General features: G+C 64.2%; 11 protein-coding genes and 1 tRNA gene. 7 read left to right on the forward strand and 5 right to left on the reverse strand.

The window, feature by feature from the left end:
- Window positions 1–53: 53 nt before the first annotated feature.
- Entirely contained in the window at window positions 54–1184 is a 1131-nt protein-coding gene (locus QA649_RS18855) for a M20/M25/M40 family metallo-hydrolase (RefSeq protein ID WP_283025496.1), read from the reverse strand.
- A gap of 270 nt (window positions 1185–1454) precedes the next feature.
- Between QA649_RS18855 and QA649_RS18860 the strand changes: the two genes are divergently transcribed.
- From QA649_RS18860 to QA649_RS18870, 3 genes are all read left to right on the forward strand, one after another.
- Entirely contained in the window at window positions 1455–3062 is a 1608-nt protein-coding gene (locus QA649_RS18860; RefSeq protein WP_283025497.1) for an ABC transporter substrate-binding protein, read from the forward strand.
- Window positions 3063–3209: 147 nt separating this feature from the next.
- Window positions 3210–4817, forward strand: a complete 1608-nt coding sequence (locus QA649_RS18865) for an ABC transporter substrate-binding protein (RefSeq protein WP_283025498.1) — start codon at window positions 3210–3212, stop codon at window positions 4815–4817.
- Window positions 4818–5048: 231 nt separating this feature from the next.
- Window positions 5049–6644 carry a glycosyltransferase family 39 protein gene (locus QA649_RS18870; RefSeq protein WP_283025499.1) on the forward strand — a complete coding sequence of 532 codons (1596 nt, stop codon included), beginning with the start codon at window positions 5049–5051 and terminating at the stop codon, window positions 6642–6644.
- A gap of 9 nt (window positions 6645–6653) precedes the next feature.
- Here QA649_RS18870 and QA649_RS18875 read toward each other — a convergent pair whose 3' ends face one another.
- Window positions 6654–6794 carry a hypothetical protein gene (locus QA649_RS18875; RefSeq protein ID WP_283025500.1) on the reverse strand — a complete coding sequence of 47 codons (141 nt, stop codon included), beginning with the start codon at window positions 6792–6794 and terminating at the stop codon, window positions 6654–6656.
- Window positions 6795–6848: 54 nt separating this feature from the next.
- Window positions 6849–8099: a multidrug effflux MFS transporter gene (locus QA649_RS18880; protein ID WP_283025501.1), complete on the reverse strand. Its 1251-nt coding sequence runs from the start codon at window positions 8097–8099 to the stop codon at window positions 6849–6851.
- 348 nt (window positions 8100–8447) lie between these two features.
- On the opposite strand from QA649_RS18880, the gene QA649_RS18885 reads away from it, so the two are divergent.
- Window positions 8448–9740, forward strand: a complete 1293-nt coding sequence (locus tag QA649_RS18885) for a hypothetical protein (protein ID WP_283025502.1) — start codon at window positions 8448–8450, stop codon at window positions 9738–9740.
- On the forward strand, window positions 9737–11029 hold the full coding sequence (locus tag QA649_RS18890) for a hypothetical protein (RefSeq protein WP_283025503.1): 1293 nt from the start codon (window positions 9737–9739) through the stop codon (window positions 11027–11029). Before QA649_RS18885 ends, QA649_RS18890 begins: the two co-directional genes overlap by 4 nt.
- A gap of 2 nt (window positions 11030–11031) precedes the next feature.
- Here QA649_RS18890 and QA649_RS18895 read toward each other — a convergent pair whose 3' ends face one another.
- Window positions 11032–12564: a hypothetical protein gene (locus QA649_RS18895; protein ID WP_283025504.1), complete on the reverse strand. Its 1533-nt coding sequence runs from the start codon at window positions 12562–12564 to the stop codon at window positions 11032–11034.
- Window positions 12565–12875: 311 nt separating this feature from the next.
- Here QA649_RS18895 and QA649_RS18900 point away from each other — a divergent pair, with 311 nt between their 5' ends.
- Window positions 12876–13832, forward strand: a complete 957-nt coding sequence (locus QA649_RS18900) for a hypothetical protein (RefSeq protein ID WP_283025505.1) — start codon at window positions 12876–12878, stop codon at window positions 13830–13832.
- 93 nt (window positions 13833–13925) lie between these two features.
- Here the strand turns inward: QA649_RS18900 and QA649_RS18905 are convergent.
- Window positions 13926–14014: transfer RNA gene (locus QA649_RS18905), tRNA-Leu, on the reverse strand.
- Window positions 14015–14186: 172 nt separating this feature from the next.
- Between QA649_RS18905 and QA649_RS18910 the strand changes: the two genes are divergently transcribed.
- Window positions 14187–14615: a twin-arginine translocation pathway signal gene (locus tag QA649_RS18910; RefSeq protein ID WP_283025506.1), complete on the forward strand. Its 429-nt coding sequence runs from the start codon at window positions 14187–14189 to the stop codon at window positions 14613–14615.
- The last annotated feature ends 2 nt before the right edge of the window (window positions 14616–14617 follow it).

Raw genomic sequence — 14617 nt, forward strand, 5'->3', positions numbered from 1 at the left:
CTAAATTTAGACCGCGATTGCCAACGCATTGTGCAGTGCGAAGTTGATTCAATTTACTCCAGCGTCGCCAGCAATCCCGCCATCAAGCGCCCGCGTTCGACGAGGCTATCGACCTCGATGAACTCCTCGAGTGTGTGGCCGTTGCCGCCGCGCACGCCGAGGCCATCGAGAGTTGGGATTCCCATCGCACCGGTGAAGTTGCCGTCGGAGCCGCCGCCGGAGCTCGCATGCGGTAATTCCGCGCCGAGGGATTTGGCGATGCCGCGCGCCTTCTCGTACAACGCCATGGTGCCGGCATCCGGCTCCCAGACCGGCCGCGTCACGCCGCGCGTCACCTTGAAGCTGACGTCGTTCTTGGTGCCCGAGAGTGCCAGCATCCGCTCGACGCCGCGGTCGAGATCGGCCTGGCGCTTGGCCATCGACAGCGCCTCGCCGGTCGCGGTCGTGGCAACGCAATTGACCCATTGTCCGCCATGCACGACGCCGACCGAGAAGGTGCAGTCCTCCGTCGTCATCGCGTCGATCGCGAGAATCTGCCGCGCCATTTCGCGAATTGCCGAACGGCCCGCCGACAGCGTCGCGCCGGCGTGGCTCGGCCGTCCCGTCGCCTCGAGATTGAAGCGTGCGATGGCGTAACGTCCGGTAGTGACGCCGTTGTCGGCGCGGCCGGGCTCGGGCACCAGCACGTATTTATTGCGCGCGGCTTCCGCCTCGATGATGTCGCGCGTCGAAGGCGTGCCGACTTCCTCGTCGGGCGTGAACAGCACGGTGACCGGCAGCGGCGTGGTGAACGAGGCGCGCGCCAGCTGCCGGATCGCTTCCAGCGAGAGATAATTGCCGCCTTTCATGTCGTATATGCCGGGGCCGTAGCATTTGTTGCCCTCGCGCCGCCATTTCAGCTTCTCGATGGTGCCGACCGGATGGACGGTATCCATGTGACCGGCGATCAGGATGCCCGGCTCGCCCTGTTTCGGATGCGGAAAACGCGCGCGGATCACTCCGCCAAAACCCTGACGGCCGGCGATGCGCTCGATCGTCGCACCCATGATCGCCATATCCCGCGCTGCGATATCGAGCATGTGGTTCACCGCGTTCGCGTCCCAGGTCGGGCTTTCGCATTCCACCCAGGTGCGCAGGCCCTCGAGCATGGCCTCGGAATCGAAGGGAAGATTGGCTGGATTCATCTTAATGTCTCTCAAGCTGCGAAAGATGGAACGCGCATTGCATCGGCGCGGGGCAGGACAAGCGGAGAGCGTTGTAGAGCCAAACCGATCTTTGTGGAGCCCGTGCGCGCGCTGCGAGGGCTTGCGACGAAACCGGATTGACGCGCTCAACACTGTCTGCAAGTCTCGAAAAGATAAAGGCATTGCATGAGGTTAGTTCGCCCAAGGAACGAACCGGATGCTCAACCAATAACCTGCCTTTGAACAGTTTCACGTCAGGAGAAACTTTTTATGTCCAACTTCATGCGCCGGGGGCCTCGCGCGTTCGCCTCCAAACTTGCGCTGTCGGTCGTCGCGCTTTCAACGGCACTGGCCTCGCCGGTGCTTGCGGCCGGCAAGACCCTTACCGCGGTGATGCATTCCGACCTTCGCATCATCGATCCGATCTTCACCACGGCCTACATCACGCGTGACCATGGCTACATGGTCTACGACACGCTGGTGGCCCCCGATTCGAATTTCAAGATCCAGCCGCAGATGGCGGATTGGAAGATCTCCGACGACAAGCTCACCTACACTTTCACGCTGCGCGACGGCCTGAAGTGGCATGACGGCGCGCCCGTGACGGCGGAAGACTGCGTCGCCTCGCTCAAGCGCTGGGCCGCGGTCGACGGCATGGGCCAGAAGCTCTGGGACTTCACCGCGAGCCTCGAGGCGACCGACGCCAAGACCATCACGCTGAAGCTGAAGGAACCCTACGGCCTCGTCCTCGATTCCATCGGCAAGCCGTCCTCGCGCGTCGCCTTCATGATGCCGAAGCGTCTCGCCGAGATCCCGCCGGACAAGCAGATCCCCGAGCAGATCGGCTCGGGTCCCTTCAAGTTCGTGCAGGGCGAATTCCAGCCCGGCGTGAAGGCGGTCTACGTCAAGAACACCGATTACGTGCCGCGCAAGGAGCCGGCGAGCTGGACCTCCGGCGGCAAGGTGGTGAAGGTCGACCGCGTCGAGTGGATCACGATGCCGGACTCGCAGACCGCGGTGAATGCGCTGCAGTCGGGCGACATCGACTTCATGGAAAACCTGCCCTACGACATGTTGCCGGTGCTGGAAGCGAACAAGGAGCTCACGATCGAGGTCTCCAACAAGTTCGGTTTCCAGACCCTCGGCCGGATGAACTTCCTCTATCCGCCGTTCGACAACGTGAAGGTGCGCCGTGCTGCCCTGCTGGCGATGAACCAGAAGGACGTTCTCGACGCGCTCGTCGGCAATGCCAAGTACCAGAAGATCTGCGGCGCGTTCTTCGTCTGCGACACGCCGTTTGCGACCGAGGTCGGCGCGGAAACCCTGGTGAAGGGCAACGGCATGGCGGAAGCCAAGAAGGCGCTCGCCGAGTCCGGCTACGACGGCACCCCGGTCGTGGTGATGGCGCCTGGCGACGTCACGACGCTCAAGGCGCAGCCGATCGTGGCTGCCCAGCTGCTGCGCGAGGCCGGCTTCAAGGTCGACCTGCAGGCGACCGACTGGCAGACGGTGGTGAGCCGCCGCGCCAGCCAGAAGCCGCCGAAGGAGGGGGGCTGGAACATGTTCTTCACCAACTGGGTCGCGGCCGACGTGTCCAACCCGATCGCCAATCTCTCGATCGGCGGCCAGGGCAAGAAGGGCTGGTTCGGCTGGGCGGAAGACGCCAAGATCGAGCAGCTCAAGGACGCCTTCGTCCGCGCGTCCTCGATCGACGAGCAGAAGAAGATCGCGGCCGACATCCAGAAGGAAGCCTATGAGCAGGTGATCTACATCCCGCTCGGGCAGTACCTGCTGCCGAGCGGCTGGCGCAAATCGCTGACCGGCGTGCTCGACGGCCCGGCAACGCCGCTGTTCTGGAACGTCGACAAGTCTGAGTAAGGCCAAGTCCAAGTAAGGAAAGGCGCTTCTCGCGACTTTCGCTTCGACCATCGCGCGGCGCCGCTGTCATCAGCGGCGCCGCTTGCCTGGAGAACTGCCAAAAGAACTTCCAAGAAAATTGCCAAAAGAACCGTCAGGAGACCTTCGATGTTCGAAATGATGCGCCGGGGACGTCTCGCGTTCGCTTCAAGACTTGCGCTTTCGGTGGTGGCCCTTTCCGCGCTGGCCTCGCCGGTTCTTGCCGCAGGCAAGACCATCACCGCCGTGATGCATTCGGACCTGCGCATCCTCGATCCGATCTTCACCAGCGCCTACATCTCGCGCGACCATGGCTACATGGTCTACGACACGCTGATCGCGACGGATTCGAACTTCAAGATCCAGCCGCAGATGGCGGATTGGAAGATCTCCGACGACAAGCTGACCTACACCTTCACGCTCCGCGACGGTCTGAAGTGGCATGACGGCACGCCCGTCACCGCGGAAGATTGCGTTGCCTCCCTGAAGCGCTGGGCCGCTGTCGACGGCATGGGGCAGCAGATGATGCTGTTCACCGCGAGCCTCGAGGCGACCGACCCCAAGACCATCACGCTGAAGCTGAAGGAGCCGTACGCGCTCGTGCTGGAATCGATCGGCAAGCCGTCCTCGCGGGTCGCCTTCATGATGCCGAAGCGTCTCGCCGAGACGCCGGTGGACAAGCAGATTCCCGAGCAGATCGGCTCCGGCCCCTTCAAGTTCGTGCAGGGCGAATTCCAGCCGGGCGTGAAGTCGGTCTATGTCAAGAACACCGACTATGTGCCGCGCAAGGAGCCGGCGAGCTGGACCACCGGCGGCAAGGTGGTGAAGGTCGACCGCGTCGAATGGATCACGATGCCGGACGCGCAGACGGCGTTGAACGCGCTGCAGTCGGGCGACGTCGATTTCATGGAATTTCCTGCCATCGAAATGTTGCCCGCCATCGAAGCCGACAAGGAGCTCAAGATCGAGATCCTGAACAAGTTCGGATTCCAGACGGGCGCACGGATGAACTTCCTCCATCCGCCGTTCGACAACGTCAAGGTCCGCCGCGCCGCATTCCTGGCGGTCAAGCAGAAGGACGTGCTCGATGCGCTGATCGGCAATCCCAAATACTACAAGACTTGTGCTGCGGCCTTCATTTGCGACACGCCGTTCGCGACGGACATTGGCGGCGAGACCCTCGCGAAGGGCGGCGACATGGCTGCGGCCAGGAAGGCGCTCGCCGAGTCCGGTTATGACGGGACACCGGTCGTGCTCATGGCGCCGGGCGACGTGCTGCTGCTGAAGGCGCAACCGATCGTGGTGGCTCAGCAGCTGCGCGAAGCCGGCTTCAAGGTCGACCTGCAGGCGACCGACTGGCAGACGGTAGTGAGCCGGCGCGCCAGCCAGAAGCCCCCGAAGGAGGGCGGCTGGAACATGTTCATCACCAACTGGGTCAGCGCCGACGTGGACAACCCGATCTCCAACGTCGCCGTCGGCGGGCAGGGCAGGAAGGGCGGCTGGTTCGGCTGGGCGGAGGACGCCAAGATCGAGCAGCTCAAGGACGCCTTCGTTCGCGCGACCTCGGCGGAGGAGCAGAAGAAGATCGCGGCCGAGATCCAGAAGGAAGCCTACGACCAGGTGCTTTACATGCCGCTGGGTCAATATCAGGCGCCGAGCGCGTGGCGGAAGTCGCTCACCGGCGTGCTCGACGGCCCGGCAACCCCGGTGTTCTGGAACATCGACAAGACGGAGTAAGCGAAAGGCGCGGCCTCGCGCCTTTCGGCTCGACCATCGCGCGGCGCCGCTGTCATCAGCGGCGCCGTTTTCGTTTACTGTTCTTGCATTGGTTGAGAAGGCGGCCGCTTTTTAACTTTTCCAGTTTCCGATTGTTGCTATTTGTTTCCATCCTGAAATAGATGTGGCGTCTTCGCGCATCTTTCCCTGTCCCATTTGCTCCCCGTGCCGTTCGATTTTGCATTCCAGGCGATGGCCGAACGGTCCGATCGAGCGCCGGCGCGCTGGCGCCGGCCTTTCCTGCGCTGGCTCGATGGCATTGAGGCGGGCTGGGCCGTGCCGCTTCTCATCGCCTGCTTCGTTGCGATCTGGACGCTGTATCTCGTCATCGCCTATGCCGGCGGCGGGCTGCATCCCGATACGCTCGAGGCCTGGACGCTGGGACGGAATTTCGCCTTCGGCTATCACAAGCATCCGCCGCTGATGGGGTGGGTTACGGCAGCCTGGACCTCGGTGTTTCCGCTCAGCGACTGGTCGCTGCAATTGATGGCGATGGCCAATGCCGGGCTCGCGCTGTTCTTTGTCGATCTGATCTCGCGGCGGTTCGTGACCGGGCACAAGCGCGTGCTGGTGCTGCTGCTGTTGATGCTGACGCCGGCCTATCAATTCCACGCCCAGCGTTTCAACGCCAATGCGGTGCTGCTTGCGATCTGGCCGCTGGCGACCTGGTGCTTCCTGCGCGCATTCGAGACCCGCACCGCGCCATGGGCGGTTGCGGTGGGATTCACGACGGCGCTGGCGATGGTCGGCAAATATTATTCGATCTTCCTCGTCGCGAGCTTCGCCTTTGCCGCGCTGGCGCACCCGGCGCGGCGCGCCTATTTCTTCTCGGCATCGCCCTGGATCTCGGTCGTCGTCGGGCTCGCAGTGCTGTCGCCGCATCTGTATTGGCTCGCGACGACGGGCGCATCGACCTTCACCTATGCGCTGGCCCACGCAAACGGCAATGTTGTGAGCTCGCTCAGTGAGGTCAGAAACTTCCTGCTGGGGCTGGCGGCCGCCATGAGCGTGTCGGCCGTGTTCTGGGCGTTGATCGCCGGCACGCGGCTGAAGCAGTTTCCGGCCGACTTTGCCGCGATGAGCCCGGGCCTGCGACTTCTCTTCTACGTTGCGATCGGAACAATCGTGCTGCCGGTGCTGATTTCGCTCGCGATGGGGACGGATTTGCCGTCGCTATGGGCGTTGCAGGGGCTGTTCCTGTTCGCAGTTCTCGTGGTCTGCGGCACGCGCTATCCGATCGAGCGCTTCTACACCGTCAACGTCACGGTGATCGTGGCCGGCGTCGCGCTCGCCACCGTTCTGGTCGCAGCCCCGATCCATGCCGTCTATCGCAACGACCACGGCTATGAAGAATGCCGGAATTTCTACGCGAAGGCGGCGAACGAGTTGACCCGCGAATGGCGCGAGCTGACCGGCGAGCCGCTGAGCGCCGTCAGCGGCGACGATTCGCTGGCGTTTGCGACCGCATTCTACAGCCCCGACCATCCGCGTTATGCACGGCCGTTCGCGTATCAGTATAATTGGGGCCTGCCGCGCAAGACGACGCTGGACCGCGGCTGGGCCGCGCTCTGTTTCCGCGGCCAGGACTATTGCAGCCGCTGGATGGAGGGGGTGTCTTCGCGCGCCGAGCATTCCGTCAAGCGCGAGTTCACGGTGCGGGCAATGCTTTGGGGCAAGCCCGGCGTGACGCGTGAGGTGGTTGTGTTGATGGTGCCGCCGCGCGGAAGAAGCTCGGCACCGGAGGGCGCTGCCGAAGACTTCAGCGCCAGCAGGCGGGCTGCGGAGTAGGGCGCGGGCTCAGCAATGGCTGTCGCGCACTTGCTCCAGCCCTTCGCTGGCAAATGGTGCGGTGAACGCGGCCTGCTCCGCATTCGGCTCGGAATGCTTCGAGTCCTTCGGCTCCGAGGCGTGGTGGTCTTTGTGGAGTTCCAGTTCCATAACAGCGGCCTTTCGAATTGCTGCAGTACAACATCGAGGCCGCCGGGAGGTTCCTCAACTCACAGGACGATGATGCGGCTTGAACAGCCGTCCTTTCTCCACCACCAGCACGATCGCGAGCGCAGCCAGCGTCGACAGGAAGAAGCCGACCGAGAACGGCAGCAGCGTGCCGTCAAAGCTCTGGCCGATCGCCATGCCGACCACGATGCCGATCAGAGTCGTGATCGAGCCGTAGAGCGATGAAGCGGTGCCGGCGATGTGGCCCTGCGGCTCCATGGCGAGCGCAGTGAAGTTCGCGACCATCATGCCGAACGAGAACATCATCAGCGCCGAGAGCACCATGAACAGGGAGAGCGGCAGCACGCCGAGAATCTCCGTCAGCAGCATCACGCCCGCCACGACGGTGTAGAGCGTCAGCGCGCCATGCGAGATCACGCGCATGCCGAGCCGTCCGACCAGCTGGGAATTGAGGAAGCCCGCCACGGCGGTGCCTGCCGCGATCGCGGCGAAGGCGAGCGGAAAGTAGCGACCGAGATGATAGACGCCTGTGAAGACCTGCTGGGCGCAGAACACATAGGCAAACAGTGCGCCGATGACGCTGCCGGCGGCCGTCGCATAGCCGATGGTCTGGCGATTGGTCACCGTCTGGCGGAAAGCCGAGAGCACGTCGGCGGGCGCCAGCGACCGGCGTTCCGATTCGGGGAGGGTTTCAGGCAGCCGCAATACGCACCATACGAGCGCGAGCAGACCGTAGAGCATCAGCACGACGAAGATGCCGCGCCAAGCCGTCACCAGCAGCACCGCCTGTCCGAATGACGGCGCGATCACGGGCACGGCGATGAACACCATCATCGCGAGCGACATCACGCTCGCCATGCGGCGGCCGACATAGCAGTCGCGCACGATCGAGGTCGCGATCACGCGCGTTGCCGAGGTGCCGAGCCCTTGCAGCGCGCGCGCCAGCAGCAGCGTCTCGAACGAGGGCGCGGCGACCGCCAGCACGCTCGCGACCGCATAGACCGCCATGCCGCCGAGCAGCACCGGGCGGCGGCCGAAGCGATCCGACAACGGGCCCATGACGAACTGGCCGACGCCGAAGCCGATCAGGAAGGTCGACAGCACCAGCTGGAGATGATTGGCGACGGGGATCTTGAATGCCGCCCCGATATTGGGCAGCGCAGGCAGCATCATGTCCATCGCGAGCGGATTGAGCGCCATGATGGACGCGATCACGATGACAAATTCGGGAAAACCCATGGGCCGGTGTCCGGAGGACACCCAATCGTCGGCATTGACGTCGGACAAGAAGCTCACCTCTAGAAATCAGGGGCTTTATCCAGGTTCATGCTGCGTCGCACAACCCATGTTTCGGGATGGCTGTCAGGCGAGGCCCGGGCGGACACGAGTTGGTGAGGTCGCCCGTCATCCCGACGGCGGCGTCGAGGGGTTGTTGGTCCGCCGCCGTCTCCAGCCGCGCGCCGGCAACCAGTCATTCACCATAAGATCGCGGACGCCCACCGGGGAGATGAATCCGCAACTCATCCTGTCCATTGTGGCCCGACGGGGCGCCGCGCAGGCACGCCCCGGAGGAACCGGCAAGACAGGTATCTCGCAGTGTCCGACGTAGCACGATGGTTGGGCCCCTCGGTCGACATGACCGAAAGGCGAAACACTGGGCGAAACACTTGGCTTGCCTGGCTGATCGGGCTGACGGCGCTGCTGGTGCTTGGCAATCTCGTCAGCGACGGTACGCTTCCCCTGAACTACGGCTGGGACGTTCGCGTCAATTGCGCCGCGGTCGATGCCTATGCCGATGGGCTCGATCCCTATTTCGTCAAGAATTTGAAGGGCACCAGGTTCTCCTACCCCTATCTGCCTGTGACGCTCGACGTCTTCCGCCCCGTGTGCGCGGGCGGCGTCCTCGTTGCTCATCACATGGGCCTCTATCTCGTCCTCGCCGTGCTCTGCGGCCTGCTCTTGCCAGGGCTTGGCCGAACGCAAACCAGCCCGCGCGATGTCGCGCTCAGGCTGCTCTGTACGTTCGGCGCGTTCATCGGCTTCGAATGGGTCTGGGCGTCCGGGAATTTCGCGATCCTGGGCGGCGTGCTGACTGCGGTCGCGCTGAGGCTGCTGCTTCGCTCAACGGCATCCGGCGCTGGGGACCGCGGCTTCGCCTTGCGCGTCGGCGGCGCTGCACTGCTTGGTCTCATGACCTCCTTCAAGCTGGTGTTCTGTCCCGTGATCGCCGCGCTCTATTTCCTGCCGCTGCCGCGCGCGCGCAAGCTGGTGCTGATCGCGGTGGCCGCGTTCGGCTTCGCATGGCCGATCCTGATCTCGAGGATGTTCTACGCCGACCTGTTCTCGAGCTGGGTGGGTGTGCTGACGAAGCAGATCCCCGATCAGCATGCCGTCGAGCTCATGGAAACCAATCCGTCGCTGCTGCTGCTGGCGCGCAGCCTCCTGGAGCAGGTCGGGCTCGGCGACAGCAAGCCTGTTATGTTCGCGACCTTTGCGCTCGCCGCACTCGCGCTCGTGCTGGTGCCGTTCGCGCTCTCCGTCCTGCGCGCGGTCGACAGCGGACCGGCTCGGGCAGGGGGATCGCTTCTGACGCGGCTCGATCGCTGGCTGATCGACCATCCCCACGTGGCCTCGCGCGTCACCGTGCTCGCGATGTTTGCGCTCTACGTCAGCTCGCCGCGCCTCAAGGAATATGCCTTCTTCGAGCTCGCGGTCTATGCCGCGGTCCTCATCGCCGATCTTCCGGCTCTGGCACTCGCCGCCATGCTCGCCGTCGGCTTCATCGCTCCTGGCCTCGTCTCGATTTCGGGACACACGGTGGAGGGCGGCTTTGTCCTCCTCATTGTCGCGCTGGCATGCTTCTGGATTCTGCTGCTCGATTTTCGCGCGGAGCCGATGCGACTTGAGGCGCAGGACGTGCGTTCATGACGAGCCTCGCCTCGTCCGCAGATGCCGGATCCGTGGCCGCGAACGGGTCACGGAGCCGTTGGCTGACCTGGTTGATCCTGCTCGCGGCGGCGCTGGTCGCCATGTCCGTTACCGTTGACCTCGCCGCGGAAAATACCTTTGGCTGGGACGTGCGGATCAATTGTGCCGCGGTGGATGCTCACCTTCAGGGGCTCGATCCGTATTTCGTCAAGAACCTGAAGGATACGAAACTCTCTTACCCGTATCTTCCGGTTACCCTCGACGCCTTTCGGCCGCTCTGCACCGGCGGTTTTCTCGTCGCCCATTACAAGCCGATCTATCTCGTCCTTGCGGTGATCTGTGCGCTGCTGCTGCCCGCTCTCGGCACGACCAAAGGGCGCTGGCAAGACGCCGTGCTGCGGGGCGCCATCGTGCTCGGTGGTTTCCTCGGCTTCGACTGGGTCGTTGCGACCGGTAATTTCGAGATTCTCAGCGGGATGCTGACGGCGGCGTCGCTCGCATTGTTGCTACGTCCGGTGCAGTCCGACGAGCGGGGTGGGGCGAGCCTCGTGCCGCAGCTCGCCGGTGCGGCCGTGCTCGGCCTCGTCACCGCCTTCAAGCTGGTGTTCTTGCCGATCCTCGCCGCGCTCTATTTCCTGCCGCAGCCGAGGCGACGCAAGCTGCTTCTGATTGCGGTGGCGGCGGGTATGTTCGCCCTGCCGATCCTGCTTTCGCTGGCGTTCTACCCGGATCTGTCGCGGAGCTGGCTCAGCGCGATCACCGGCCAGATCCCCGGACAGCATTCGCCCGCGAGCGAGGTCAATCCGTCGCTGCTGCTGATTGCCTCGACATTTGCAGGCCGAATTGGACTTGCCGGCAGCAAGCTGTTCGTCATCGGCCTCTACGGGCTCATCGCGATCACACTCGTGCTCGCGCCGTTCGCCGTCTCGGTGTGGCGCATGGTCAGGCCGCAGGTGCGCGCCGGCAAGGCCTCGCTGCTGCAAGTGCTCGACGACTGGCTGGTCGATCATCCCGCCGCGGCGATGCGCATCACCGTGCTCGCGATGTACGCGCTCTATCTCTGCACGCCGAGGCCGAAGGAGTACACCTTCTTCCAGGTGGCGCTCTACGCGGCCGTTCTCGTCGTCGATCTGCCTGCGGCGATGATGCTCGTTGCGCTGACGGTTGCGGTCGCCATTCCGATCCTGGCGTCAGCCTCGGTCACCGCGTTCATGGGCGGGTACGGCCAGCTCACGCTCGCGCTGATCTGTTTCTGGATCCTGCTTGCGCACGAACCGCAGCGGACGTGATCCTATCTCGACGCGGCCGCGTTCGCGCCCTCGGCAGATGGGGCCGGCGGCGCAGTGTAGAGGCTCATATAGGCGCCGGTGTACTCTTCTCTCCAGCCTCTCTGGCTGACGAGGAACTGCCTCAGCTGTTCATGGGCTCTGACCCAGAGCACCGCATCGATCCTGTATTTCCTGATCACTGTGTCCCAGGCGGCCGCGTCGATGTCCCAGCGCACCAGCTTGAGATAGTCGCGGAGCAGCTCGTCCGGATAGGCGGTCGCCGCCCGGCCGTCCACGAACATCGGCACCGCGCCGTGGGTGCGGAAGATCAGCAGCCCGCCGGAATTCCAGTGGTTGAGCACGCGCGAATGCGTGGAATGCGCGAGCAGGTAGCCGGCATCCTCCTCCGAGAGCATGTCCGGCAGCGCCAGCGCCGGTCGCACCTGCAGGAAGCTGAGCGGCAGCACGAAGACACCGACGATCCCGGCCGCCAGCATCGCGCGGCGGATGTCGAGCCTCGACAGGCGCTCGGGCAACAGGCGATCGACGTGAAGCGCCATCGGGACTGCCGAGAAGATGAAGAAGAACGCGATGTACCTGAACTGGTAGAGGCCCAGAACCAGGAACAGCCATGCCAGCAGGCGCGGCTCCAGCGGAATGGGTCTCGAGTTGCGGTAGCGCAGCTCGAGCGCAATGAACGTCAATGCGTAGGCGATGGCGGGAATGCTTCCGGGCAGCTCCATGTTGTGGAAGTAGGGACGCCATTCGCCGATATTGGCCTGGATGAAATGGCCCAGCGTCGCCATCACGCCGTCATGGATGTGCCATCCCAGCGGATTGACGAAGATCGCAGCGACGCACCCGATGGCCGCGAGGCAATAATTCCTGAAGTTCGCCCAGTCCCGCCGAAGCAAGGCGACGCCGGCGAAGACGCCGATGATGGGAAAGGCGAGCATGAAGCCGCCATGCAGATTGACCCATAGCACCATCATCGCCGGCAGCAGGAACCATCTGCGCCGCTGCAGGCATTCGCCGTAGAAGATCACCGCGAACAGCATGGTCGCGATATTCGGCGATGCCGCCAGATACGTGTTGGGCGCCGCCTCGTAGCAGGGGTAGAGCAGGCATGCGGCGAAGACGGTGATGCAGACCGCCGGGACCGACGCGCCGCTGCGCAGGCCGCATGAGGTGAGATATCCGACGATGACCGCGCCGCAGGCGACGACCAGCAGGACGATTCCGGCAAGCCCCGTGTGCTGATAGAGCACGCTGGCAATCACGTCCCAGAGCCACGACAGATTATACCAGCGCTTGTCTGCGAGCGTGAACGCCCATGGATCCCTATACGGGATCTCGCCACGCTCCCTGATGAGGTCTCCGGCGGCGATGTGCCAGCCGAGGTCGTAATGGCTGAGCTGCACCGGTCCGTTCGAAATGTAGAACACCGACAGGAACGCGATCAGGACGAAGTAGATCTCACGCCCGTGCAGGCAGCGTCCGAACGCCGTGGGCGCCCCGCCAATCCCGGACCGGGACCAATTCTCGCGCGCGTCCATGAGAGCTCTCACCATCGAAGCCGGCGCTGCAGGCCCCCGCGTTTCCTCTGAAGTCTGCGGCAACGGCGGCAGACATCGTTTGCTTTAGGGGAAGACGGTCTAAGGTCGAGTAAAGGCCGGTTGCGCCCGGCGGGTTCCGCAGGGCGACGGGCGAGTTGGTAAACGAATGGTTTGCGCGACGGGCGTGGCCGCGGTCCTGCTCCGGGATCCAGTGGCGAGCCTGGGTCCGTCTGAACGGCGCAGTGATGCCACCCAAGGTGGCAAGGTTCTTGCTACGGTAACCTTCGCTCGACTGCCTGCGGAGGACCGTGATGCTCTCTACGCAACGTTCGCTCGCGACGGCCCAGCTTGGCCGCAACAGTCTTGAGGAGATATTCGAATCCCGGACGCCGTTGCGCGAGGCCGCCCTGGAGTCATTTCGCCGCAGGAACGCGGTCCTCGACGGAATCTTCTACGACATCGGCAAGGTGACCCATGAGGAGGCGCGCGAGACGGCCCCTTGGCTGGCGCGCGAGGGCGCCATCCTGATCGTCCCGCCATCCGGCGCCGGAACGCTCAAGCTCTGCAACACCGTGGAAGACTTCGCCAATGCCGGCGGCGCCGATGTCCGCATCCTTGCGGTGGCGGGTGTCGGCAGTTCGGCGCTGGGGGCGGCGGCCTTCGCGCGGAATGTCGCCGACGCGTTTGGCGTCGCGGTCGCGGCCGTGGTGTCGGGCTATGGGCTTGCCGACCTCATGACCGAGGCGCTCGGCGGCTGGTTCTGGTTCGGCACCCTCAATCGCCTGCGCCATCAGTTCGAGGAGCTCGACGACATGAGCCGGGCGCTCAACCGTCCGGAGACTCTGAGCCCGCCGACGTCACCGATCGAACTCGGCCGCATCAGCCTGGATACAAGGACGGTCATGGCTTTGCTGAGCGATGGCCGCTTCAGCTTCTCGCTGGTGACCGGCCACTCCAAGGGCAACCTCGTGATCTCGGAAGCGCTGTACGAGCTGAAGGAAACACCGGCGGTCGAACAGGCCATTCCCGCCGACAAGTTCTGGATCGTCACGGTGTCCGCGGCAGTCGCGATGCCGCCCCGATACAGGAAGATCATCGACGTGATGGGCACGATCGATGGCTTCGGCGCGCTCAACTCGACGCTCGGCATCTCGATCGAGAAGACGTGTCCGTTCCGCTGGCACCACACCAACACGGATTTGCCGTTTCACCTGCCCGTGACGAAGGTTTTCAGGGAGCTTCAGGTCGAGCGGAATGTTGCCGTCTGAGTGCGCGCGGAATCGCAATGACGCCGGCGCGCCCGGACGAAAGCGATGCGATTGCAGGCGGCGTATCACCATCCTCGCCCCCGTCAGCTCGGATGGTGCGGGCAGCCGGGGTCGAACCGGCACAGCGCTTGCGCGCCGAGGGATTTTAAGTCCCTTGCGTCTACCAATTCCGCCATGCCCGCTTGATCCAACGAGATCAAACACTTAAGTCCACCTGCGGCCGTCTGGAATTGGCGTCTTGCCGGCCCGGCGGGTGTCCTTCCTTAAGCGAGCCGGGCGCACAAGGCAAAGCCTCAATCCGGACATCTGTTGCTGCTTTAGGCATTCTCAATCCACGGGGACTATTCATCCGGCATGGCTGCTTCGCTTTCCGCTTCCCTGCGCTGTTGCGGCGCGCTTCTCGTGCTGCTCGCCGGCGGCGCGGTCTTGGCCGGCTGCGCCGGCATCAGTGAGACGGTCGCACCCGCCTTTGCCGATCCCGCCAGGTACGAATTGTACGATTGCAAGCAGCTCGAGACCGAGCGCAAGGGGCTCGCCGCTCGCACGGCCGATTTGCAGAGACTGATGGACAAGGCGCAGACCGGGGCCGGCGGGGCTGTCGTGTCCGAGCTCGCCTATCGCAACGACTATGTCGCGGTGCGCGGGCAGGCGCAGCTCGCCGAAGACGCCTGGCGCCGCAACAGGTGCCGGGAGACGCCGCCCGATGCAAAGCCGCCGGCCTCGACTCCGCAGCCGCCGGTGATCAAGCCCGCCCCGACGAGATCCGGCAGCGCCGCGCGCTGAGA

Source organism: Bradyrhizobium sp. CB1717, from assembly GCF_029714325.1.
In the GTDB taxonomy this organism is placed as follows: domain Bacteria; phylum Pseudomonadota; class Alphaproteobacteria; order Rhizobiales; family Xanthobacteraceae; genus Bradyrhizobium.

Bases quoted from the DNA above. Each gene is read 5' to 3' on its own strand.
- QA649_RS18860 (WP_283025497.1), top strand. From the start codon at position 1,455: ATGTCCAACTTCATGCGCCGGGGGCCTCGCGCGTTCGCCTCCAAACTT.
- QA649_RS18885 (WP_283025502.1), top strand. From the start codon at position 8,448: ATGACCGAAAGGCGAAACACTGGGCGAAACACTTGGCTTGCCTGGCTG.
- QA649_RS18865 (WP_283025498.1), top strand. From the start codon at position 3,210: ATGTTCGAAATGATGCGCCGGGGACGTCTCGCGTTCGCTTCAAGACTT.
- QA649_RS18900 (WP_283025505.1), top strand. From the start codon at position 12,876: ATGCTCTCTACGCAACGTTCGCTCGCGACGGCCCAGCTTGGCCGCAAC.
- QA649_RS18870 (WP_283025499.1), top strand. From the start codon at position 5,049: ATGGCCGAACGGTCCGATCGAGCGCCGGCGCGCTGGCGCCGGCCTTTC.
- QA649_RS18890 (WP_283025503.1), top strand. From the start codon at position 9,737: ATGACGAGCCTCGCCTCGTCCGCAGATGCCGGATCCGTGGCCGCGAAC.
- QA649_RS18855 (WP_283025496.1), bottom strand. From the start codon at position 1,184: ATGAATCCAGCCAATCTTCCCTTCGATTCCGAGGCCATGCTCGAGGGC.
- QA649_RS18895 (WP_283025504.1), bottom strand. From the start codon at position 12,564: ATGGACGCGCGCGAGAATTGGTCCCGGTCCGGGATTGGCGGGGCGCCC.
- QA649_RS18910 (WP_283025506.1), top strand. From the start codon at position 14,187: ATGGCTGCTTCGCTTTCCGCTTCCCTGCGCTGTTGCGGCGCGCTTCTC.
- QA649_RS18875 (WP_283025500.1), bottom strand. From the start codon at position 6,794: ATGGAACTGGAACTCCACAAAGACCACCACGCCTCGGAGCCGAAGGAC.